This window comes from Bacillus sp. BF2-3 (assembly GCF_008368795.1).
Classification (GTDB): domain Bacteria; phylum Bacillota; class Bacilli; order Bacillales; family Bacillaceae_G; genus Bacillus_A; species Bacillus_A cereus.
Genome location: NZ_QOSA01000047.1, coordinates 26,143 through 50,950 on the forward strand (window position 1 = coordinate 26,143; position 24,808 = coordinate 50,950).

Below are 24,808 nucleotides of genomic sequence, written 5' to 3' on the forward strand. Positions count from 1 at the left end.
ATAAGTCAACTTTTCTCATCATTTTATTTCTGTTCACATGTTTATCCCGCTATTAATAGGTTTTAGCTCATTCCCTTCGAACGATGGTAATATATAGGATTTCAATTTTAAAAGGAGCTCTTCACATTCTGTGAAGAGCTCCTCTACTATTTCTTATAAAGTTTCAGAAGTAGTTTTTGCTTGCATGTGAAGTGCTAAGTAATCAGGTCCACCAGCTTTAGAGTCTGTACCAGACATGTTAAAGCCACCGAATGGTTGGTAACCTACGATTGCACCAGTACATCCACGGTTGAAGTATAAGTTACCAACGTGGAAGTCTTCGCGTGCTTTTTCAATATGGTCACGGTTGTTAGTAATAACAGCACCTGTTAAACCGTATTCCGTATTATTTGCAATTGCAAGTGCATGATCGAAGTCTTTCGCTTTACAGAATGCTACTACTGGTCCGAAGATTTCTTCTTTCATTAAGCGAGCATCTTCTGCAACGTCAGCAACGATTGTTGGTTGGATGAACCAGCCTTTTGAATCGTCTCCTTCGCCACCTGCTAAGATTCTACCTTCTTCTTTACCAATTGCAACATAGCTCATTACTTTATCGAATGCAGCTTGGTCATTAACAGGACCCATGTTTGTACCTAATACTGCTGGGTTAGCAACTGTTAATTCTTTTGTTAATTCAACAGCACGATTTAATACATGATCATATACATCTTCATGGATTACTGCACGAGAACATGCAGAACATTTTTGTCCTGAGAATCCGAATGCTGATGCAACGATAGACTTAGCTGCTAATTCAAGATCTGCTTCTTTATCAACAACGATTGTATCTTTACCGCCCATTTCAGCGATAACACGTTTTAACCAAATTTGTCCTGGGTTTACTTTCGCTGCACGCTCATAGATGCGGATACCTACATCACGAGATCCCGTGAAGCTTACGAAACGTGTACGAGGATGATCTACTAAGTAGTCACCAACTTCAGAACCGTTACCTGGAACGAAGTTTACTACGCCAGCTGGTAAGCCAGCTTCTTCTAATACTTCCATAAATTTCGCTGCTACTACAGGAGTTGTACTAGCTGGTTTTAGTAATACTGTGTTACCAGAAACTAAAGCAGCTGTTGTCATACCTGCCATAATTGCGAATGGGAAGTTCCAAGGAGAAATGATAACACCTACTCCTAATGGAATGTAAGAGAAACGATTATATTCAATTGGACGGCTTTCTACTGGAATACCGTCTTTTAATTTTAACATTTGACGACCATAATATTCCATAAAGTCGATTGCTTCTGCTGTATCAGCATCTGCCTCATTCCATGGCTTACCTGCTTCTTTTACAAGAATAGCAGAGAATTCATGTTTTCTGCGACGAACGATTGCTGCAGCACGGAATAAAATGTCTGCACGCATTTCTGGCTTTGATTTTCTCCAAGTTTGGAATGTTTCATCCGCTACTTGCATTGCTTTTTCAGCTAACTCACGGCTTGCTTTTGAAACACGACCAACAAGTTCCTCTTTATTTGCAGGGTTTACAGAAACAATTTTGTCTTCTGTAGTGATTTTTTCTCCCCCAATAATTAATGGATAGTCTTGTCCAAGATAAGATTCTACTTTCTTTAAACCTTCTTCAAACGCTAATTTGTTAGCCTCCACTGAAAAATCTGTAAATGGCTCATGTTTGTATGCTACTACCATTTTTTTTAGCCTCCCCTTAGAAAAACGTTTACATTTTACAACATTATTCTACACGATAATTTAGATTTATTCAAATATTCCTAGACTTATATTTTAAAAATTAATAAATTTTTAAAATATAATAAAAAAAAGAGATTCATACATGCGTATGAATCTACAAAATATGAGTATATTCCAAAACATTTTTCCCGATCAATAATATAGTAACTAATAAAAATAAAGTCCTTACATATCCAACACCTTTTTGAACCGCAAACTTCGATCCAAAATAAGCACCTAAGATCATTGATAATCCCATGATAATACCGTATTCAAAATGAATTATATCTAAAAATAAAAAAGTAATTAAAGATACAATATTACTAACAAAGTTCAAAAGTTTTCCAGATGCTGCCGCTTGAATAAAATCCAAGCCAATTAATAAAAATGCAAAAATTAAAAACGACCCTGTCCCTGGTCCAAAAAATCCATCATAAAATCCTATCATTAAAATAGCAAAGAAAAATATTAATGTTTTTCTTTGCGTCATCTTCTTATAGGTAGACACACTTCCCCAATTCTTTTTTGCAATAATATAAATAGCAATAAATACCAACATTACAAGTACTAATGGGCGTAAAATATCCGGTGGAATAAATTTTACTACTAAAGCACCTGCAACAGCTCCAACAATAGTTAACGGGATTAACTTTCCTACAATTTTAAAATCAACTTTTCCTGATCGAATAAAATACATCGCACTCGTAAACGTCCCCATTGTTGCCGCTAATTTATTCGTTGCAATTGCCGAAGCTGGCGATAAGCCAACAAACATAAGCGCAGGAAGCGAAATTAACCCTCCTCCTCCAACAACGGAATCAATAAAAGCTGCTAAAAAACCGAATGCAATTAATAAAATAATGACTTGAAAACTTAATTCTTCCATGAGATTTACCCCTTACCCCTATTTTTTACAACATTTTAAATTATAACAAAATTACATAAGAAAAAAAGCTGTTCCATAGAGGAACAGCCTTCATATTTAATCTAAAATCTTCACAAGTGGTTCATCTTGTTTTGCTTCACGTATAATAATAGCTTCTGGGCGTTCTACAGATTTAATCGTTACTTGTACTTTCATATAATTCGGGAAGTATTCCATAACAAGCCCTGCCACATATTGTGTAAAACCAACTATTTCAGCTTTTCCATTAAACTGGACAGGAATATCAAGCTTCATTTCTCTTAATTCATCATCTCTATACATACCAGTACCAATAACAGCTGTATAGTCGCCTTGGAAATAATCGCTTAGTTTTGCCTTAAAGTTGGATACTCTTGCAAGGTCTTCACGTTTATTATCTGTTTTCGCTTGCTCTGATGGGAACAAATAATATTTTTCATTAATTTGTTGCCAATCTTCAACCGTTTCACTACCTTTTTCGGCATTTGCATAAGAAACAAAGTTACCTGGCACGAGCGAAGACTTTGGAGCTTGGCGATAAATCGCAAATGTTATTGGAATATTTTTGGTTTCAGGTTCTTTTTGATGTATGACTTTCAAAATTTCTTGCGCCATTTTTTTCCCTTCAGCTAACATCTTTTCATCCGGGATTGCAGCTTCACGTGGATAACCATGCTCTTCGTTAAAATATTGAACAGAATTCATTGCTAATCCAACTACCATACCAACGCGTTCCTCGCCGTTATCGCCTTTTTTCACATAATAATCATGCTCTAAAATATTTGAAATATATATTGGATTTTTTTTATTTTTCACTTCTAGTGATTCGGATCCTGTTCCTAATGCAGGGTTTAATCCTATATTAGGAAATTTAACTGCATCTTTTTTTAATTTGTCCTCTAGTTCCTTTTGTTCAGCATCTGTACGTTTTCTTTTAACAAGCATCTGTATAGTTTGAGTATCTAGAGCTTTTCCGCCTTTTAAAAAATTATCTTTCGTACTAAATGATTCTTTTGCAATTCGCATTAACCCTGTTTCAAATTCATCTATATCAAGACGACTATTTAACCCTTGCACCACTAAACCACGTGCATTTCCACCATCAAATGGAATAGTCGTCTTATAATATTCATCCGAAATAGCGTATTTTGGAACAACTGATTGTTCTTTTGCTTTCCCCGATTTCTCAGCCACTTTTTCATCTTTGTCGGCACCTGCACTACACCCACTTACAAGTAGGCCAAGGCTTAATACCGCTAATGCTATTTTTTTCATGGTAAGTTTGCACCTCTTACTTATTTAGCTCTTGTAAGAACCTCTCTTCATTCCAAACCTCAACATTATGTTTCTCCGCTTGTGCTAATTTCGAACCAGCCGCTTCACCTGCAACAACTAAATCCGTACTCTTACTAACACTTCCCGTTACTTTTCCACCTAATGCCTCAATCTTCTTCTTCGCTTCACTTCGCCCCATAACTTCTAGCTTACCTGTTAAAACAACCGTTTTTCCTGCGAAGTAAGATTCAACATTTTGTAAATCTGCAATTTTTATACCTTTGTATGTCATATTCACGCCATACTCTTTAAACTGCTGTAATAACTCTAATACATCTTCATTATCAAAATATGTCACAACAGATTGAGCCATTTTTTCGCCAATTTCATTAATTGCTTTTAGTTCTTCTTCCGTTGCTTTTACAAGCTCATCCATCGTTTCAAAGTGCTCTGCAAATGTACGTGCTGCTTTCGCTCCAACGTGGCGAATTCCAAGACCAAATAATAATCGCTCTAACGAGTTTTCTTTAGAATTTTCAATTGCTTGTATTAAGTTTGTTGCTGATTTTTCACCAAAACGTTCTAACTGTAATAATTGCTCTTTCGTCAATGCATATAAATCAGCAAATGTACGAATGTAATCAGCATCAAAGAGTTGTGTAATGACACGTTCTCCAAGTCCATCAATATTCATTGCATTTCTTGAAACGAAATGGATTAACCCTTCTCGAATTTGAGCAGGACAAGTTGGATTTATACAACGAAGTGCTACTTCTTCTTCTAAACGAACAAGTTCACTCTCACATGCTGGACAATGAGTTGGCATGCGGTATTCTTCTTCCTCACCAGTACGCTTATCAAAAATAACGTTCACAACTTCAGGAATAATATCTCCAGCCTTCTTCACAACAACGTAGTCACCAATTCGAATGTCTTTTTCACGAATTAAATCTTCGTTATGTAAAGAAGCACGACGAACAATCGTACCAGCAACTCTCACTGGCTCTAGTTCTGCAGTCGGTGTTACAACTCCTGTTCGGCCAACACTTAATTCAATGCCTGTTAATCTCGTTACAACTTCTTCAGCCGGGAATTTATAAGCAATCGCCCATCTTGGACTCTTCGCTGTAGTTCCTAGACTTTCTTGAAGGGCAACATCATCTACTTTTATAACGATTCCATCAATCTCATAATCAAGATGCGGACGTTTTTCTTGCCATTCTTCTACATAAGCTATAACTTCTTCAATTGTTTCACATGTACGGCGATTTGGATTTGTCTTAAATCCAAGTTCACCTAAGAAATCAAGCGATTCACTATGTGATGGAATTGTTTTTTCTTCTACATTCGCAAGACCATACACAAACATAGATAAGTTACGCTTCGCTGCAATTTTCGGATCAAGTTGACGTATTGAACCTGCTGCTGCATTACGCGGATTCGCAAATACATCTTCTCCATTTTGCTCTTTTTCTTCATTTAGTTTAACGAATGAACGCTTCGGCATATAAGCTTCGCCTCGTGCTTCTAACGTTACTTCTTCATTTAAACGAAGTGGGATAGCTTTAATCGTTTTTAAATTTTGAGTAATATCTTCACCCGTTACACCATCACCACGTGTCGCCCCTTGAATGAAGCGTCCTTTTTCATAATGAAGCGAAACGGCAAGCCCGTCAATTTTTAATTCACATATATATCTTACATTCGCACCATCAATTCCTTGACGTACTCTTCTGTCGAAATCACGTAAATCTCCTTCGTTAAATGCATTTCCTAAACTTAACATTGGTGACTTATGTGTTACTTTTTCAAATATATCAAGAACAGTCCCCCCAACGCGAACGGAGGGAGAATCTTCACTCATAAACTCTGGGTTCTCTGCTTCTAATTTTATAAGCTCCTGCATATTACGGTCATATTCCGCATCAGAAACAGAAGGATTGTCTAATACGTGATATTGATAGTTAAATGTATTTAATAAATCACGCAGTTCTTCTATACGTTTTTTTGCTATCTCTTTTGACATATCCTCATTCCTTTCTATTGTTTCGTCACAGGTGCAAATTTTGCTAACAAACGTTTAACACCAATTGGGCTTGGGAATGCAATATCTAATTCTTTTGCATCACCTTCACCTTTTACACTTACAACTGTACCGACTCCCCATTTTTGGTGGGAAGCTTTATCTCCTACTGCCCAGCCAATTTGTTCGCCGCCTGTCGTCTTAGCTGCAGGGCGCGCGAAAGCTGAACGAGAGCGTGTTGTCGTTGTGATTGTCGTTTTGCCGCTACTTGCCGTTCTGCCTTTTGCACCAAACGATGTTTCACGCTTTGGCGCTGTTTCATTTAATGATTCCACTAGTTCTGTCGGGATTTCTGTAATGAATCGAGACGCAGCGTTCATACTTGTTCTACCAAATAAAGTACGCATTTGCGCGTTAGATAAATATAGCTCTTCTTCTGCACGGGTAATACCTACATAAGCAAGACGACGTTCTTCTTGCATTTCATCCTCTTCCATAAGAGAACGAGTATGAGGGAATATCCCTTCCTCTAAGCCAACAATAAACACAACCGGGAACTCTAATCCTTTCGCTGAGTGCATCGTCATTAAAATAACTTCTTCACCAGCAGTTGGGTCTTCATCTACACGATCAATATCAGCAACAAGTGCTAAATCTGTTAAGAATGCAACAAGGCTCTTATCTTCGCTTTGAGATTCAAATGTTTGCGTAACAGATAAGAACTCGTCTAAGTTTTCTAAACGACCTTCCGCTTCTAAAGAACGTTCATTTTTCAACATATCGCGATAGCCTGTTTTTTCAATAACTTCTTCTACTAATTCTGTAACAGATAAATACTCTTGCATATTTACCCAGTTATTTAATAAATTCGCAAATTCTTTTACTGCCTTTGTAATTTTTGCACTTACTCCAACATGCTCAATTTCATCAAATACAGCAGTTAATGAAATTCCGTTTTGCACACCGTAATTAATAATTTTATCGATAGAAGTCGCACCAATACCACGCTTTGGCATGTTAATAATACGTGCAAAACTAATTTCATCATCTGGATTACCGATTAAACGTAAGTACGCCAAAATATCTTTAATCTCTTTACGGTCGTAGAACTTCGTACCCCCGACAATTTTGTACGGAATGTTAGATTTAAGGAAAATCTCCTCGACCATACGAGACTGAGCATTCGTACGATATAACACTGCAAAATCAGTATATTTTCGTTTCCCCATTTGAATATCGTCACGAATTTTTTTCGCAACAAAATACGCTTCGTCCTTTTCAGTTGCAGCACGATAATACGAGATTTTACTTCCAACTTGATTGTCTGTCCATAATTTCTTCGGCTTACGATTCGTATTTTTTTCAATAACAGCATTCGCTGCATTTAAAATATTTTGTGACGAACGATAGTTTTGTTCTAACAAAATTACTTGTGCATTCTCATAGTCTTTTTCGAACGACAAAATGTTAGAAATATCTGCACCACGCCAGCGATAAATAGACTGGTCAGAGTCACCTACAACGCAAAGATTTTTAAAACGCGCTGCCAAATGTTTAACAAGAAGATATTGCGCTTTGTTCGTATCTTGATACTCATCAACGTGAATATATTGGAACTTACGCTGATAAAACTCTAATACTTCTGGAACACGTTCAAATAACTGAATCGTGGTCATAATTAAATCATCAAAGTCTAATGAATTATTTTTCAAAAGACGTTTTTGATACTCTGTGTATACATCGCTCGTTAATTTTTCATATGGATCAGCCATTGTAATTTTTTTTGCATATTTATCCGCAGATAACAGTTCATTTTTCGCATTACTAATACCCGCTAAAATAGAGCGCGGCTCAAATTTCTTCGGATCAATATTGCGCTCTTTCATAATTTTTTTGACTACAGTTAGCTGATCGCCTGAATCTAAGATTGTAAAGTTACGATTAATACCAATACGATCGATATCCCGTCGTAAAATACGTACACACATAGAGTGGAACGTCGAAATCCAAATATCTTCTGCTTCTGGTCCCACAAGTGTATCAATACGCTCACGCATTTCACGAGCTGCTTTATTTGTGAAGGTAATAGCTAGTACATTCCATGGTGCTACACCTTTTTCACCAAGTAAATACGCAATACGATGTGTTAACACACGTGTCTTACCACTACCTGCACCTGCCATTAATAGAAGTGGTCCATTCGTTGTTTGGACTGCTTTTTGTTGCTGTGGATTTAAACCGTTTAATAATCTATCTGTCATACTCATATACGCCTGCACCTACTCTCCTTTTACTGCTTTAACTGTTTTTAACGCCGATTTTATATCATCATAAATAATATTTCCAACAACTACTGTATCAGCATATTGTGCCATTTCTTTCGCCTGTTCTGCATTAGAAATACCACCGCCATAGTATAACTTAGCTTGTTTCAATTCTGCTTTTACATTTTTAACAAGTTCAACATCTCCATACGTACCGCTATATTCTAAATAAAATATCGGTAAATGTAATAACTTGTCTGCTAAACGAGCATATGCAATAACGTCATCTTCTGTTAAATCACATTTCGCTTCTGTAAGCTGGGCTACTTTCGCTTCTGGATTTAAAACACAATACCCTTCCATAAAAATTTCGTCCCAGTCCATAATATCCCCAAATTCTTTCAATGCCTCATGATGAACACCTGTTACCCATTCTACTTTTCGGCTATTTAAAACACTTGGGATGTAATAAAAATCAAATCCTGGTGTAATTGCTTCTACATCAGAAACCTCTAATACACAAGGAACTGCATATCTACGAATGCTAACTAGCATGTGTAATACGTTATCAATTGTAACTCCATCACTTCCGCCTACAATAACCGCATCAGTTCCAGACTCACAAATCATTTCTAAATGTTCATCGCTTAACTCCTTATTTGGATCAAGCTTAAATACATGTTTCCATCCGGAAATATCGTACATGAAAACACCCTTCCTTTTCTCTAGTTATATATATTTCTGTTCAAAATAACAGTTTATTTTCATCATTATTGTTTTAACTTCATCTTAAATATTTGTTTAAAACGGAGAATTAAGTTTGGAATTACCTCTTCCATATTTTTTAAACTAGAGGATTTAATTTTGAAGTTCCTTTTATGCATTCTTTCATTATAACAAAAAAAGTTACTTACACACACGCACATTCCAACATCTTTTTCCACGTCAAATGTTGGATTACATATCCCAAAAATCAAACGGGATACTAATAAAAGAAATAGTATTATCTATTTCAACTTTCATAAAAAGGAGTGTTTTTCTAATGAAGCAAAATATCGGGACAATAAACGCTCTAATTCGAATTACACTTGGGCTTGTCCTCTTCGGATGTAGTGCAACTAAACTTGTACGCAAGCCGTGGTGCACTTGGTCTAACATTTTTCTATGGATTGGTGCAATGAAAGTTGCAGAAGGAATTGTTCGTTTCTGCCCTGTTGTTGAAATGTGGAAATTCGGAAAATACATGAATATGGGGGCATTTAAAATGCCTAGCATGAATTTTGCTGAAAAAGGACATGCTAAAGAAGAAGTGAATCAAACTTCCACTCATGACAAGCCAAAGTCAAAAGGAAGTTATGACGCTTCTGACAAAGAGATTGAGTCAGCGATTGAAAATATAATCCTGGCAAAACCGCTTTGAATCATTTGTCACGATGCAAGATGCTCTCAAAGGGACTTAGCTGCTGCAGTGGGCGGTTAAGTCTTCTTTATTTTACCATAAAACAGAACGTACATTCTCTTTTTCGACCTTAAAATGTATATAAAAGATATCAATCAATAAAATTCAGAAAATTAGGTGCATACCTCTTGCTTAAAATGATATAAAAGTGATATCATTTTTATATCAGGAGGCGATCATATGAAAGAAAAACAAGTATTTTATGTAAATGGTTTTCTCGGTATTATTGGAATTTTGATTTTAGCTGCTATCGGTGTATTTTTCCTTGCACAAGAAATTTTCATAGGAGCGGCACTAACTATTATATTAGCCGCAGTTCTCGCTACAGGTATCGGTATTGTTCAACCGAATCAAGCGAAGGTTATTACGTTCTTCGGTAATTATTTAGGAACAATTCGTCAAAACGGTTTATTTTTAACGATTCCGTTCGCATTCCGTCAAACTGTATCTTTACGTGTTGAAAACTTTAACAGTAAAAAATTAAAAGTAAATGACGTTGATGGAAATCCAATTGAAATTGCAGCTGTTATCGTATATAAAGTTGTTGATTCTGCAAAAGCAATGTTTGGTGTTGAACATTATGATCGATTTGTAGAAATTCAAAGCGAAACGGCAATCCGCCATGTTGCAACAAAATATCCTTATGACAATTTCCAAGATGAAACCTGCGTTACGTTACGCGGAAATACTGAAGAAATCTCTGAAGAATTAAAACGTGAATTAGAGGCGCGTCTTGAAATTGCTGGTGTAGAAGTATTAGAAACTCGTTTAACGCACTTAGCTTACGCAACAGAAATTGCCCATGCAATGCTACAACGCCAGCAAGCAAAAGCAGTATTAGCTGCTAGAAAAGAAATTGTTGAAGGTGCTGTGAAGATGGCGAAAGATTCCATCCATATGTTAGATGAAGAAGGCGTACTAGAACTCGATGACGAGCGTAAAGCAAATATGGTAAACAACTTATTAGTTGCCATCGTTTCAGATAAAGGTGCGCAACCAGTTATTAATACAGGAAGCCTATACTAAGGGCTATAAGTAATTATGGCTAAAAAGAAAAGCTTTCCATTACGTATTGATCCTGAATTACACGCAGTCATCGAAAAATGGGCAAATGATGAATTTCGTAGCGTCAATGCACACATCGAGTATTTACTTCGAGAAATGGCAAAGCAAAAAGGGAAATTAAAAAAAGATAAAGATGCATAAAAAATCCCGCTGATTCCTCAGCGGGATTTTTACATATTAACTTTTCGTCATCTCATGCCCAATTGCACGATATCCTATATCACTTCGATAAAATAGACCATCACTCTCAATTTTACCGATTTCTTTATATACTTTATCTTTTGCTTCTTGTAAACTATTTGCCTTACAAGCAACAAATAATACACGGCCACCGTTCGTTACAAAGTCCCCATGTTTCATTGCTGTACCTGCATGGAAAACAATCACATCTTGCAGTGCATCTAGTCCACTAATAATATCACCTTTTTTATATGCTTCTGGATATCCTTTAGAAGCAAGTACAACACCGATTACAGCTTCTTCTGACCATTGGAACGTTAGTTCACTTTCATCTAATACAGCGTTACATACGTCAACTAAATCATTTTCTAAGCGAGGTAATACAACTTCTGTTTCAGGATCACCGAAGCGTGCATTAAATTCAATTACCTTCGGACCATCATTTGTTAAAATAAGACCTGCGTATAAAATACCTGTAAACGAACGGTTTTCTGCAATCATCGCCTTAGCAGTTGGATGTAATACGGTTTGAATCGCTTCTTGAACTGCTGATTCTGGAATTTGTGGTACTGGAGAATATGCACCCATTCCGCCCGTATTTGGACCTTTATCACCATCAAAAGCTCTTTTATGATCTTGGGCGATTACCATTGGATGTACAGTTGTTCCATTCACGAATGCCATTAATGAAAATTCTTGTCCATCTAAAAACTCTTCAATAACGATCTTCTTACTTGCCGCGCCGAATTTCACATCTTGTAGCATTTCTTTCACAGCTTGTAATGCCTCTTCAAGCGTCATTGCTACCGTTACCCCTTTACCCGCAGCTAGGCCGTCAGCTTTAATAACGATTGGTGCACCAACTTTTTGAATGTACTGTACTGCTTCTTCATAATCTGTAAAAGTTTCGTACGCCGCAGTTGGAATATCATACTTTTTCATAAGCTCTTTTGTAAAAGCTTTACTACCTTCAATAACAGCAGCCGCTTTATTCGGACCAAATACGCGAAGTCCCTCTTCTTTAAAACAATCAACAATTCCATTCATAAGCGGAATTTCTGGTCCAACGAAAGTTAACTCAACATTATTCTCTTTTGCAAATAAAACTAATGCATCAAAATCATTTTCATCAATATCAACTGGTGTTGCAACATCTCTCATACCTTCATTACCTGGTGCTACATATACCTTTTCTACTTTTTTAGATTGTGCAAACTTCCAAGCTAAAGCATGCTCACGACCACCGCGGCCAATTACTAAAACATTCATATTTCATCCCCCAATAATTAAATAAGTACAAACTAGAAGCTATGCTCCTAGTTTGCTTTTTCATATCAATAAAAGGTTATCTCGACCGGACTTTTTAAACATCCATATCAATAAAGGTTTAAAAAGGAGGATTAAGAGAACCGAGCAGGTCTAGGCGCATTTGCCAGGAGGACACGGAGTGTAGCTTTCCTACATGAGTACCGCACTGGCGATGCAACGACGACATGCGAAGGTTATCTTGACCAGACTTTTTAAACATCCTCTATTAGTGTTTGAAATGACGTACGCCAGTGAACACCATAGCAATCCCATAAGTATCTGCCACTTTAATAGAATCTTCATCACGGATTGATCCGCCTGGTTGAATGATTGCTGTAATTCCTGCTTTTGCTGCTTCTTCTAATGTATCTGGCATTGGGAAGAAAGCATCAGATGCAAGTGCGCTACCTTGTGCTTTTTCACCAGCTTGTGTAATTGCGATTTTTGCAGAACCTACACGGTTCATCTGTCCCGCACCGACGCCAATTGTCATGTCATCTTTCGCTAAAACAATTGCGTTTGATTTCACATGTTTTACAACTTTCCAAGCTAGTTTTAAATCTTTCCATTCTTGCTCTGAAGGTTCACGTTTCGTTGGAATTGAAATTGTACTTTCATCTAATGATAACGTATCTTCTTCTTGAACGAGAAGTCCACCTTGTACAGAAGTTAGTTTTTTGCTTGCACTTGTCGCTTTTTCAATATTTATAGTTAATAAACGTAAGTTCTTCTTACTTTGTAACACTTCTAAAGCTTCTTGCGAGAACGAAGGTGCGATAACAATTTCTAAGAAAATTTCATGTAACTTTTCTGCTGTAGCTTTATCAATTTCACGATTTGCTGCAATAATACCGCCGAAAATTGATACTGGATCTGCTTCATAAGCGCGAGTATATGCTTCGTGAATATCAGTTCCTACTCCAACACCACATGGATTCATATGTTTTACTGCTACTACTGCTGGTTCTGTAAATTCTTTTACGATGCTAAGTGCTGCGTCTGCATCATTAATATTGTTATACGATAATTCTTTACCGTGTAATTGTTCTGCGTATGCAACAGAAGAAGTTGCTGCGAATGGCGCTTTATAGAAAGTTGCCTTTTGATGTGGGTTCTCGCCATAGCGTAAGTCTTGCTTTTTCTCAAATGTCACAGTTAATGTTTCTGGACTTTCTTCACCCATTTGCTCTGTTAAGTAGTTAGAAATTAACGCATCATACGCTGCTGTATGACGGAATACTTTCGCTGCTAGTTTACGTTTTGTTTCCTCTGCTACTTCACCGTTCTCTTTCAGTTCTGCTAACACAATATCATAATCTACTGGATCTACAATTACCGATACGAATTTATGATTTTTCGCAGCAGAGCGAATCATTGTTGGGCCACCGATATCAATATTTTCAATTGCATCAGCAAATGTTACATCAGGCTTAGCGATTGTTTCTTTAAATGGGTATAAGTTAACAACAACAAAGTCAATTGGCTCTATACCTAACTCATTCATTTGTGTTACATGTGTTTCATTATCACGAACTGCTAATAGACCACCATGAATATTTGGATGTAATGTTTTCACACGGCCATCCATAATTTCAGGGAAACCAGTTACTTCAGAAATGCCGATTACTTGTAAGCCATTTTCTTCTAGTAACTTTTTCGTACCACCTGTTGAAATAACTTCAATCCCTTGTTCTAGTAACCCTTTAACAAATTCTACTACTCCTGTTTTATCTGAAACACTTACTAATGCACGCTTTTTCATTTATCCTTCACCCCTGGTTGTATGTTAGTTAACAGTTGATTCTTTCACAGACTGAACAATTTGATTCACTGTATTTACGTATAATTTATGTTCAACTTGTTGAATTTTCTTTTGTAAGCTTTCTCTCGTATCCCCTTCAGAAACAACCACTGCTTCTTGTGCAATAATTGGCCCTGTATCCATACCTGCATCTACATAATGAATTGTTACTCCAGTTACTTTCACACCTGCTTCTAACGCTTGACCGACAGCATCTTTACCCGGAAAGCTCGGTAGTAATGATGGATGAATATTAATAATCTTCCCGCCGTATGCTTCTAGTAACGTCGGCCCGATTAAACGCATATATCCAGCTAAAATAACATAATCAATTTCATATTCTTCTAGCTTCTTTAATATCTCTTTTTCAAACGCTTCTTTTGACTCATATGCTTTCGCTGAAAAAGCAAAACACGGAATATGATGATAATTTGCCCGTCCAACAGCTCGTGCTTCTGGTTTATCACATACTAATAAACTAATTTCTGCATCCAATCTTTTTTCTTCTACCGCATTAACGAGAGATTGAAAGTTAGATCCACTTCCAGAAGCAAAAACTGCTAATCTACTCATAGTGCTGTGCCCCCATTAAAAGTAACGCCAGCTCCTTGTATAGTACGTCCAATAATACGAGCCATTTCTCCTTGCTCTTCAAGAAGACGAACAACATCTTTTGCATCTTCTTCCTTCACTGCTACTACCATACCAATACCCATGTTAAAAATATTGAACATTTCTTTCTCTTCCAGTTTTCCAACTTCTTGAAGCAAACTAAAGATCGGCTGAATTTCCCAAGATCCTAGTTCAATCTCAGCACCGATTCCTTCTGGCAACATGCGTGGAATATTTTCAATAAATCCACCACCTGTAATATGCGCCATACCGTATACTTCATGTTTCTTCAATAGTTCTAAAATAGGTTTGACATAAATTTTCGTTGGTTTTAATAATTCTTCACCAAGAGGTAGTTCTAAGCGGCCATAAATACGCTCTAAAGATAGTTCCCCATCTTCTAATAACACTTTTCGTACTAAAGAGTAACCATTGCTATGAATACCGCTAGATGCTAAGCCAATTAGCACGTGACCAGCTTCAATCTTTTCACCTGTTACAATTTTCTTTTTATCAACAATCCCAACTGTAAAACCAGCTAAATCATATTCTTCCGTAGAATACATTCCTGGCATTTCAGCTGTTTCTCCACCGATTAATGCACAACCAGCTTGGCGACAGCCCTCTGATATACCTTTGACGATGTTTTCAATTTTACTAGGTTCAGCTTTACCACAAGCAATATAATCAAGGAAGAAAAGCGGCTCTGCTCCTTGGACAACAATATCATTTACACACATTGCTACTGCATCAATACCAATTGTGTCATGTTTATCTGCCATAAAAGCGAGCATCAATTTCGTTCCCACGCCATCTGTTCCAGATACTAATACAGGTTCTTCTAATGCAAATTTTGATAGATCAAACATACCTCCAAAACCGCCTAAACCGCCTAGTACTTCTTTTCTCATAGTTGTTTGTACGTGTTTTTTCATGCGAGATACCGCTTCATATCCAGCTTCAATATCTACTCCTGCTTGCTTATATGCATTCGCCATCGTTATTTACACCTCGTCTTTTAATTTCTCCCCATCCAGGGCGGGCTATTTTAAGAAAGGATCTAGCTCCTACATCAAAAGAAGTAGAAGCTTTTCTCACTTTTCTTATTTCATGCTTTCTAAAAGCTCTTGCTCATAATCATAAAGAGCTGTTGGATAGTCCCCATTAAAGTAAGCCATGCATAGGCCGCCATATTTCCCTTCATATGGACGTCCAATTGCATCTACTAATCCATCTTCACTTAAAAATGTTAAAGAATCTGCTCCGATCATTTCACGGATTTCTTCTACTGTATGATTTGCTGCAATTAATTCTTTTCTCGTTTGAATATCAATGCCATAGAAACATGGATATTTCAGAGGTGGTGAAGCAATTCTTACGTGAACTTCTGTCGCTCCAGCTTCACGAAGCATACGAACAATTCGTTTACTTGTCGTTCCTCTTACGATAGAGTCATCAATCATAACAACTCGTTTCCCTTCAACTACACCTCTTACTGCGGAAAGCTTCATCTTAACCCCTTGCTCGCGCAGTTCTTGAGAAGGTTGAATAAACGTACGTCCAACGTAACGATTTTTAATTAATCCTAACTCATATGGAATACCTGTCGCCTCCGCATAGCCAATCGCAGCTGAAATACTAGAGTCTGGTACACCAGTAACAACATCTGCTTCAATAGGAGCTTCTGCCGCTAAACGTTTCCCCATATTCTTACGTGCTGCATGGACGTTAACACCAGCAATATTAGAATCTGGTCGTGCAAAGTAAATGTATTCCATACTACAAATTGCATGTTCTACATCGTTTGTGAAACGATCTACGTGAATTCCTTCATCATTAATGATAAGTAATTCACCCGGTTCTACATCGCGAATGTATGTTGCACCTACTACATCAAAAGCACATGTTTCAGATGCTACAACGTAAGCATCCCCCATCTTTCCAATTGAAAGCGGACGGAACCCATTCGGATCTAATGCAACGATCATTTCATTTCCAGTTAGTAAAAGATACGCAAACGCACCTTTCACTTTGTTTAAAGCTTCTTTTACACTTTCAATTAAAGAATCTTTTGTACTACGTTTAATAAGATGTAAAAGTACTTCTGTATCTGAACTAGTTTGAAAAATACTGCCCTCTGCTTCTAATTCACGACGAAGCATTTTTGCGTTAATTAAATTTCCGTTATGAGCTAACGCCATACTATGATCGGAAAAACGGAACAACAATGGTTGAACGTTAGCAACTTCACTTCCACCAGCTGTTGCATATCGTACATGTCCGATCGCTGATTTTCCATTTAATCCTTCTAGCTCACCTCTTGAAAACACTTCTGATATTAAACCTAACCCCTTGTGACCGACGATTTTTTCCCCATTATTTACGACAATGCCTGCGCCTTCTTGCCCACGGTGCTGTAAACTGTGCAATCCGTAGTATGAAACTTGTGCTGCATTTTCATGCCCCCAAATTCCGAAAACGCCACATTCTTCGTTTAACCCCTTTATTTCAGCAAGCATGGGATTGCCCCTTTCCAAGCCTTTCTCATTTCATCTACATTTGCTGTAAGTAATACTTCATTTTCTTCATTATGAATTGTTACTTCATTTGTACTTGTTACTTCTCCAACTTGGATTGCTTCTACCACTTTCTCAAACGCCTCTTTATTTTCACGTTTTACAGTTATCACGAAGCGAGACTGTGATTCAGCGAATAATGCTGCTGTTGCTTCTCCATCTAATTTCACAGTAGCACCTAAGCCTTTAGCACCAATTGCACTTTCTGAAATCGCAACTGCTAAACCACCTTCAGCAACATCATGTGCAGATTGAACAAGACCAGCTTGAATTGCTTCTAATACTTGTTTTTGGCGTTTTAATTCTACATCTAAATCGATACTTGGTGATTGACCGAAAATTTTGCCGTGAATCATTTTCTGTAATTCACTTCCGCCAAACTCAGCTTTCGTCTCACCAATTACATACACTAAATCACCAGCTTGCTTAAACTCTTGTGTTGTTACATGTTTTAAGTCATGCACAAGTCCGACCATCCCAACAGTTGGTGTTGGATATACAGCTTCACCACTACGCTCGTTATACATCGATACGTTTCCGCCGATAACTGGTGTTTGTAATGTGCGACAAGCTTCACTCATACCGTCTACTGATTTCTCAATTTGCCAGAAGATTTCTGGTTTTTCTGGGTTACCGAAGTTTAAGCAATCTGTAATTGCAAGTGGCTCTCCGCCAGAACATACGATATTACGCGCTGCCTCTGCTACTGCAATTTTACCGCCCATCTCTGGGTCTAGATAAATGTAGCGAGAGTTACAATCTGTCGTCATTGCTAATCCTTTTTCTGTACCGCGTACACGTACAACTGCAGCATCTGAACCTGGCGTAACAACTGTGCTTGTGCGAACTTGGTAATCGTATTGATCGTATACCCACTCTTTACTTGCAATTGTTGGTTGCTGTAATAAAGCGAATAACGTTTCTTTATAATTTTCTACTTTTGGCGTTTCCATTTTCATTGCTTGGAATTCAGCAAAGTATGCTGCTTCTTTTGATGGCTTATGATAAATTGGTGCTTCTTCTGCTAAAGCATCTGCTGGAACTTCAGCTACCTTTTCACCTTTATGGAATAAACGAAGCATTTTATCTTCTGTTACTTTCCCCATCGTAACCGCTGCAAGACCATACTTCTCAAATAAATCTACTATTTCTTGTTCTCTACCTTTTTTCACGACAATTAACATACGCTCTTGTGATTCAGATAGCATCATTTCATATGGTGTCATTCCTGTTTCACGCTGTGGTACATCATCTAAGTACATTTCAATACCCATTCCTGCTTTACTTGCCATTTCTGCAGATGATGATGTTAAACCAGCCGCACCCATATCTTGAATTCCAACAAGTGCATCGGATTGAATTAATTCTAAACACGCTTCAATAAGAAGCTTTTCCATAAATGGATCCCCTACTTGAACCGCTGGACGTTTCGCTTCTGAGCTTTCAGATAGTTCTTCCGACGCGAATGTTGCACCGTGAATACCGTCACGACCAGTTGATGCTCCTACGTACATTACTGTGTTACCAGCACCGTGCGCTTGCCCTTTTTTAATGTCTTCGTGGTTAATCAAACCTACGCACATTGCATTTACAAGTGGATTTCCTTCATAACATGGATCAAATTGTACTTCGCCGCCAACAGTCGGAATACCGATGCAGTTACCGTATCCTGCAATTCCTGCTACTACTTCTTCGAATAAATATTTCACACGTGGTGACTGTAATTCACCGAAACGAAGTGAGTTTAATAGAGCTACCGGGCGTGCTCCCATAGAGAATACGTCACGAATAATACCACCAACACCTGTTGCAGCTCCTTGATATGGTTCAATAGCTGAAGGATGGTTATGACTTTCCATTTTAAATACAACTGCTTGATTATCACCGATATCTACAATTCCAGCACCTTCTCCAGGTCCTTGCAGAACGCGCTCACCTGTAGTTGGAAACTTACGAAGAACTGGTTTTGAATTTTTATAACTACAATGTTCAGACCACATTACAGAGAATAACCCTGTTTCTGTATAATTTGGCAGACGACCTAAAATCTTTTCAACCATGGCAAACTCTTCGTCTGTTAGCCCCATTTCCGCATATATACGCTCTTCTTTAATTTGTGTTGGATTTGGTTCAAGCATTAACGACATATGTTTCCCTCCACTGTTTTAAGATAGATTGAAAGACTTTTAACCCTTCAGCACCGCCAAGTAATTCATCTACAGCACGCTCTGGGTGCGGCATCATACCAAGTACATTTCCTTTTTCATTTACAATACCAGCAATATCTGAAACGCTACCGTTAGGGTTTTCTACGTAACGGAATGCGATTTGATTGTTCTCTTCTAATTGTTTAAGAGTCGCTTCATCACAATAGTAATTCCCCTCACCATGCGCGATTGGAATATTAATTATTTCATCTTTTTCATATTGTGATGTAAACATCGTTTCATTATTTTCAACACGTAACTGAACAGTGCGACACATAAATTTTAAGTTTTCGTTTCTTATTAACGCTCCTGGTAGTAATCCTGATTCAACAAGAATCTGGAATCCATTACATACACCTAAAATCGGCTTTCCTTGCTCAGCAGCTTTTTGCACTGCTTTCATTGCATTAGCAAAGCGAGAGATAGCACCGCAGCGTAAGTAGTCACCATAAGAAAATCCACCTGGTAGTAGAATTGCATCATATTCATCTAAATTCTCTGTATCGTGCCAAACGTAATCTACTTCTTCGCCAAGCTCATCTTTAATTGCATGGAACATATCGACATCACAGTTCGAACCCGGAAATACTATTACGGCAAATTTCACTGTGCGACAACCTCCTCAACTTCATAACGGAAGTCTTCCATTACAACGTTCGCTAATAGTTTTTCACACATTTCTTTTACCTTGCTATCTAAATCAGATACAGATTTATCAATTGTTAGTTCCATGTACTTTCCGATTCGAACGTCTTGTACTTCTGTGAATGAAAGACTATGAAGTGCTCCTTTTACTGCTGTTCCTTGTGGATCTAATACGCTTTCTCTTAATGTTACATATACCTTAACTTTATACATGTGAAATTCCCCCTAAACGTTTTAAAATCTCTTCATAAGCATCTGTTAAATTTCCAAGATCACGACGGAATACATCTTTATCAAACTTTTCATTGCTCGTTTCATCCCATAAACGGCAAGTATCTGGTGAAATTTCATCCGCTAAAATGATTTCTCCTTCTTCCGTTACACCAAACTCTAATTTGAAATCTACTAATCTTACACGACAGCTTGCGAAATGATCAATCAACACTTGATTGATTTGTAGAGCCATATCTCGTAATACACTTACTTGCTCTGGCGATGCAACGTTTAATACACGAATATGATCTTCCGTTACAAGCGGATCTCCTAAATCATCATCTTTGAAGTAAAATTCTACGATTGGTTCTGCAAGTACAGTTCCCTCTTCCATTCCTAATCGTTTTGAAAGACTTCCTGCAATTACATTTCTTGTGACAACTTCTAAAGGAATAATACTCACTTTTTTAACAAGTTGTTCTGTTTCAGATAACTTCTCAACAAAATGTGTTTTAATTCCCACTTCTTGTAACTTTCTGAACAATAAAGTTGTAATTTCATTGTTCAAACGACCTTTTCCTGTAATCGTCTCTTTTTTCTCCCCATTGAAAGCAGTCGCACTATCTTTGTACTCTACCCAAACCATATCTGCTGATTCTGTACGATAAATTCTTTTTGCCTTACCTTCATACAGCAATTCTAGCTTTTGCATTTCGCAAGCCCCCTGTAGTTTGAAAAATGTGAATAATATTTTTATAAAGAATGGCACAGAATGACTCTATTCTGTGCCATATGAAATTTTACGCTTCGTTTAATCCAAGGCGTTCAAAGATTGTATCAACGTGTTGCATATGATGCTCATAGTTGAAGCATTCATTAATCTCTTCTTGTGTTAACTTGCTTGTAATACGCTCATCAGCTTCTACAAGCTCTTTAAATTGTACTTGTGTTTCCCAAGCTTCCATCGCTTTAGGCTGTACGATATCATAAGCTTCTTCACGTACCATACCTTTGTCGATTAGTGTAAGCATTACGCGCTGAGAATAAATTAAGCCGTATGTTCTTGTCATATTACGTTTCATATTCTCTGGGTATACAGTTAAGTTTTTAACGATATTACCAAAGCGATTTAACATGTAATTTAATGCGATTGTAGCATCTGGTAAAATTACACGTTCTGCCGAAGAGTGAGAAATGTCACGCTCATGCCATAATGGAACATTTTCGTAAGCTGTCATCATATAACCGCGGATAACACGAGCTAAACCAGTCATATTTTCAGAACCAATTGGATTACGTTTATGTGGCATTGCAGAAGAACCCTTTTGACCTTTTGCGAAAGCTTCTTCAACTTCACGTGTTTCACTCTTTTGTAAACCACGAATCTCAACTGCCATCTTTTCGATAGATGTTGCAATTAGTGCAAGTGTTGACATGTAGTGTGCGTGACGATCACGTTGCAATGTTTGTGTTGAAATTGGTGCTGCTTCTAATCCTAAATTTTCACAAACATATTTTTCTACGAATGGATCGATATTTGCATATGTACCAACCGCACCAGATAGTTTACCAACACGAACTGTATCAGCAGCTTGTTTGAAACGCTCTACGTTACGTTTCATCTCTTCATACCAAAGACCAAGTTTTAAACCAAATGTCGTTGGTTCTGCATGAACACCGTGTGTTCTTCCCATCATGATTGTGTATTTATGCTCTTTCGCTTTGTTAGCTAAAATGCTTACAAAGTTCTCTAAGTCTTTTAATATAATTTCATTCGCTTGTTTTAAGATGTAAGATAATGCTGTATCTACTACATCTGTAGATGTTAAACCGTAATGAACCCATTTACGTTCTTCGCCTAATGCTGGCGTTTCTGATACAGCACGAGTGAATGCAACTACGTCATGACGTGTTTCTTTTTCAATTTCATAAATACGATCAATATCAAATGATGCATGTTCACGAATTTTTTTAACATCTTCTTTTGGAATATCGCCAAGCTCAGCCCATGCTTCACAAGCTAAAATCTCAACTTCTAACCACGCTTTAAATTTGTTCTCTTCCGTCCAAATCGCACCCATTTCAGGGCGTGTATAACGACTAATCATCTTTTTCCCTCCAACAGTTGTTCTTGATGGTCCCAAATATGCAAACTCTTCGCTTTTTCTAGAGCGACTTCAATATTATCATTTAAAATATTAACATGCCCCATTTTTCGCTGTGCTTTTGCTTCTTCTTTTCCATACAAGTGTAAATAGCACCCGGTTAATCTATTCACTTGTCTTAGGACCCCTTCTATATGTTCGCCTAAAATGTTTACCATGACAACTGGTTTTAACAAATTTGTTTCTCCTAGAGGTAAATTACAGATTGCTCGAATATGTTGACCAAATTGACTCGTTTCACATGCATCCTGTGTATAGTGTCCTGAATTGTGAGGTCTTGGCGCTAATTCATTAATATAAATCTCACCATTATCTGTAGCAAACATCTCTACAGCTAGTGTTCCCACAAGTTCTAATTCATCCGCAAGTACCTTTGCATACGCAATTGCTTTTTGAGAAAGCTCTTCTGTAATGCGAGCTGGAACGATAGATTCATGTAAAATGTTATTTACATGAATATTTTCTGCTACTGGAAACACTTTTGTTTCACCACTTACACTACGAATCACAATAACTGATACTTCTTTTTCAAAAGGCACCCATTTCTCTAAAATACATTCTGCTTTATCCACAAGATTTCTTGCTGCCTCAACATCAGCTTCACTTCTTAAAACAACTTGCCCTTTCCCATCATATCCACCTGTCGTCGTTTTTAAGACGGAAGGGAATGATAACCCAGCAATTGCTTCTGTAAGCTGATCTTGATTTTGAACTAATCTATACGTTGCTACTGGTAACCCAGCCTTCTCAATCGCATTCTTTTCTGTAAAACGATTTTGTGTTGTATTTAACAACTGACTACCTTGTGGTAAGTACGCATGTTTTTCAAGCCATTGTAAACATCTATAATCAATATTCTCAAATTCATATGTGACAACATCACTTATCTCTGCTAAATGCTGAATTGCTTTTAAATCATCATATGGTGCAACAATTTCAATATCAGCAACTTGTGCACATGGCGAATGCTTTGTAGGATCTAAAACAGCAATTTTATATCCCATCTCCTTAGCTGCCAATGCCATCATTCTTCCTAGCTGGCCGCCTCCAATAATACCGATTGTTTTTCCAGGTAAAATGATTCTCGTCATACTAGCTCACTACCTTCACGCACATCTTTTTCAATCGCTTCTCGTCTCAATTCTAATGCATCATGTATATCATCATGAAATGATCCAAGTATTTGTGCGGCAAGTAATCCAGCATTCGTTGAACCGGCTTTACCAATTGCAACAGTTGCAACTGGAACACCTCCTGGCATTTGGGCGATGGATAATAATGAATCTAAGCCGTTTAATGCTTTTGATTGAACTGGAACTCCAATTACAGGAAGATTTGTCTTCGCTGCAACCATTCCTGGTAAATGTGCTGCTCCACCAGCTCCAGCAATAATAACTTTCAATCCACGTTCACGAGCCGTCTCTGCATATTCAAACATATAATCCGGAGTCCGATGAGCGGATACAACTTTTTTCTCATACGGTATATTTAATTCATCTAAAATGTCACAAGCATATTTCATTGTTTCCCAGTCTGACGTACTTCCCATTATGACTCCAACTAGTGATTTCATATTAGAATCCCCCCGATTCAAATAAAAAAAGCCTGAAATAGAACAGTTTCTCTTTTACTATGAGAGAAAGCGCTCTACTCAGGCATACGTATCCCTTGTGAATAGAAAAATACCGAGTGACTTTCCCTCATAGTCTAACGAATAACGGTCGTTAGGTAGAGACTTGCAGGCCATATCCCCGCGATTATATGAGGTCTTATATTATTGTTTCTATGGCTATATTAACAATATTTCATAAACAATGTCAATAAATAATCGAATGTTTTTTTATTAGCAGTCAATAACGTTCGTGTTTTAGTTATATTCAAAAGAAGAATTGCAACTATATACAAGAAGAAAAGGGAATTAGAATATATATTTCTAGAGATCTATTTTATGTATTTATCGTTTAAATAGCACTTCAGTATGTTTTTAATCAAAATATATACACTCTTGTATTATTATAACGATTTAATTTCTAAGGAGGATAACTGTTAAAGAAAGAACTATGCTATTATCCTATTTTTTTTCTCTATTGCAGTAATTTCTGTAATTATTAAATACTTATTTATAGCATCTCATTATTTAAAATATATACTTATGATAGAAATAATGTGTCCTATTTTAAGTATTACTTTAGCGACATTAGGAAAATCAGGAACACAAAAAATCATTACTATTATTTTAAAGAGTCTCTACTTCATTCTTTTTTCGTCTGTAGCTTTATTAAATTTACGGATTATAGCATTCGGTAAATAAAAATAAACACAAAAAAACCTAAGTCAAAATAACTTAGGTTCTTGCTTGGCGACGTCCTAC

General features: G+C 37.2%; 21 protein-coding genes, 1 pseudogene and 1 riboswitch. Of the genes and pseudogenes, 4 read left to right on the top strand and 18 right to left on the bottom strand.

The genetic code is table 11. The annotated features are described in order from the left end of the window. Positions 1–153: 153 nt before the first annotated feature. The 6 genes from pruA to pcrB form a co-directional block, all read right to left on the bottom strand. Complete coding sequence (pruA, locus tag DN401_RS26180) at positions 154–1,701, bottom strand: L-glutamate gamma-semialdehyde dehydrogenase (RefSeq protein ID WP_000259555.1); 1,548 nt, start codon at positions 1,699–1,701, stop codon at positions 154–156. 154 nt (positions 1,702–1,855) lie between these two features. Beyond that, a complete protein-coding gene (locus tag DN401_RS26185; RefSeq protein WP_000391974.1) occupies positions 1,856–2,626 on the bottom strand; it encodes a TSUP family transporter in 771 nt (256 codons plus the stop codon). A 96-nt stretch (positions 2,627–2,722) separates the two neighbouring features. Further along, positions 2,723–3,919: a CamS family sex pheromone protein gene (locus tag DN401_RS26190; RefSeq protein WP_000717030.1), complete on the bottom strand. Its 1,197-nt coding sequence runs from the start codon at positions 3,917–3,919 to the stop codon at positions 2,723–2,725. Positions 3,920–3,935: 16 nt separating this feature from the next. Next, entirely contained in the window at positions 3,936–5,945 is a 2,010-nt protein-coding gene (gene ligA / locus DN401_RS26195) for an NAD-dependent DNA ligase LigA (protein ID WP_000031450.1), read from the bottom strand. Between the two features lie 14 nt (positions 5,946–5,959). Further along, positions 5,960–8,209, bottom strand: a complete 2,250-nt coding sequence (pcrA, locus tag DN401_RS26200; protein WP_002164784.1) for a DNA helicase PcrA — start codon at positions 8,207–8,209, stop codon at positions 5,960–5,962. 12 nt (positions 8,210–8,221) lie between these two features. Next, entirely contained in the window at positions 8,222–8,911 is a 690-nt protein-coding gene (gene pcrB / locus DN401_RS26205) for a heptaprenylglyceryl phosphate synthase (RefSeq protein WP_000272099.1), read from the bottom strand. Between the two features lie 337 nt (positions 8,912–9,248). On the opposite strand from pcrB, the gene DN401_RS26215 reads away from it, so the two are divergent. From DN401_RS26215 to DN401_RS26225, 3 genes are all read left to right on the top strand, one after another. Further along, positions 9,249–9,626, top strand: a complete 378-nt coding sequence (locus DN401_RS26215) for a YgaP family membrane protein (protein WP_000812346.1) — start codon at positions 9,249–9,251, stop codon at positions 9,624–9,626. Between the two features lie 219 nt (positions 9,627–9,845). Next, positions 9,846–10,691 (top strand): SPFH domain-containing protein, encoded by an 846-nt coding sequence (locus DN401_RS26220; RefSeq protein WP_000660669.1) that lies wholly within the window; start codon positions 9,846–9,848, stop codon positions 10,689–10,691. Positions 10,692–10,706: 15 nt separating this feature from the next. Continuing rightward, positions 10,707–10,871: a type II toxin-antitoxin system antitoxin gene (locus DN401_RS26225; protein WP_001085171.1), complete on the top strand. Its 165-nt coding sequence runs from the start codon at positions 10,707–10,709 to the stop codon at positions 10,869–10,871. A gap of 36 nt (positions 10,872–10,907) precedes the next feature. On the opposite strand, the gene purD is transcribed toward DN401_RS26225, so the two are convergent. The 12 genes from purD to purE form a co-directional block, all read right to left on the bottom strand. Further along, complete coding sequence (purD, locus tag DN401_RS26230; RefSeq protein WP_098212901.1) at positions 10,908–12,179, bottom strand: phosphoribosylamine--glycine ligase; 1,272 nt, start codon at positions 12,177–12,179, stop codon at positions 10,908–10,910. A gap of 265 nt (positions 12,180–12,444) precedes the next feature. Continuing rightward, the gene (gene purH / locus DN401_RS26235) at positions 12,445–13,980 is read right to left on the bottom strand and encodes a bifunctional phosphoribosylaminoimidazolecarboxamide formyltransferase/IMP cyclohydrolase (protein WP_088362278.1); all 1,536 of its coding nucleotides are present in this window, start codon (positions 13,978–13,980) and stop codon (positions 12,445–12,447) included. Between the two features lie 24 nt (positions 13,981–14,004). Next, positions 14,005–14,592, bottom strand: coding sequence for a phosphoribosylglycinamide formyltransferase (purN, locus tag DN401_RS26240; protein WP_000088589.1), 588 nt, complete (start codon positions 14,590–14,592; stop codon positions 14,005–14,007). Continuing rightward, positions 14,589–15,629, bottom strand: coding sequence for a phosphoribosylformylglycinamidine cyclo-ligase (gene purM, locus DN401_RS26245; RefSeq protein ID WP_001262439.1), 1,041 nt, complete (start codon positions 15,627–15,629; stop codon positions 14,589–14,591). The genes purN and purM overlap by 4 nt, the downstream gene beginning before the upstream one ends. 105 nt (positions 15,630–15,734) lie before the next feature. Beyond that, the gene (purF, locus tag DN401_RS26250) at positions 15,735–17,150 is read right to left on the bottom strand and encodes an amidophosphoribosyltransferase (protein WP_000879025.1); all 1,416 of its coding nucleotides are present in this window, start codon (positions 17,148–17,150) and stop codon (positions 15,735–15,737) included. Beyond that, positions 17,135–19,354, bottom strand: coding sequence for a phosphoribosylformylglycinamidine synthase II (gene purL, locus DN401_RS26255; protein WP_000055564.1), 2,220 nt, complete (start codon positions 19,352–19,354; stop codon positions 17,135–17,137). The genes purF and purL overlap by 16 nt, the downstream gene beginning before the upstream one ends. Further along, positions 19,338–20,021, bottom strand: coding sequence for a phosphoribosylformylglycinamidine synthase subunit PurQ (gene purQ, locus DN401_RS26260; protein WP_000666774.1), 684 nt, complete (start codon positions 20,019–20,021; stop codon positions 19,338–19,340). Before purQ ends, purL begins: the two co-directional genes overlap by 17 nt. After that, positions 20,018–20,272, bottom strand: a complete 255-nt coding sequence (purS, locus tag DN401_RS26265) for a phosphoribosylformylglycinamidine synthase subunit PurS (protein ID WP_000278823.1) — start codon at positions 20,270–20,272, stop codon at positions 20,018–20,020. Before purS ends, purQ begins: the two co-directional genes overlap by 4 nt. Continuing rightward, complete coding sequence (gene purC / locus DN401_RS26270; protein ID WP_001170544.1) at positions 20,265–20,984, bottom strand: phosphoribosylaminoimidazolesuccinocarboxamide synthase; 720 nt, start codon at positions 20,982–20,984, stop codon at positions 20,265–20,267. Before purC ends, purS begins: the two co-directional genes overlap by 8 nt. A gap of 88 nt (positions 20,985–21,072) precedes the next feature. After that, entirely contained in the window at positions 21,073–22,380 is a 1,308-nt protein-coding gene (gene purB / locus DN401_RS26275) for an adenylosuccinate lyase (RefSeq protein WP_000625682.1), read from the bottom strand. Continuing rightward, on the bottom strand, positions 22,377–23,528 hold the full coding sequence (gene purK / locus DN401_RS26280) for a 5-(carboxyamino)imidazole ribonucleotide synthase (RefSeq protein WP_000196774.1): 1,152 nt from the start codon (positions 23,526–23,528) through the stop codon (positions 22,377–22,379). The genes purB and purK overlap by 4 nt, the downstream gene beginning before the upstream one ends. Next, positions 23,525–24,010 carry a 5-(carboxyamino)imidazole ribonucleotide mutase gene (gene purE, locus DN401_RS26285; RefSeq protein WP_000839365.1) on the bottom strand — a complete coding sequence of 162 codons (486 nt, stop codon included), beginning with the start codon at positions 24,008–24,010 and terminating at the stop codon, positions 23,525–23,527. Before purE ends, purK begins: the two co-directional genes overlap by 4 nt. Before the next feature lie 110 nt (positions 24,011–24,120). After that, a riboswitch (purine riboswitch) is annotated at positions 24,121–24,222 on the bottom strand. A 275-nt stretch (positions 24,223–24,497) separates the two neighbouring features. Between purE and DN401_RS30350 the strand changes: the two are divergent. After that, positions 24,498–24,748: pseudogene (locus DN401_RS30350) on the top strand (hypothetical protein). The last annotated feature ends 60 nt before the right edge of the window (positions 24,749–24,808 follow it).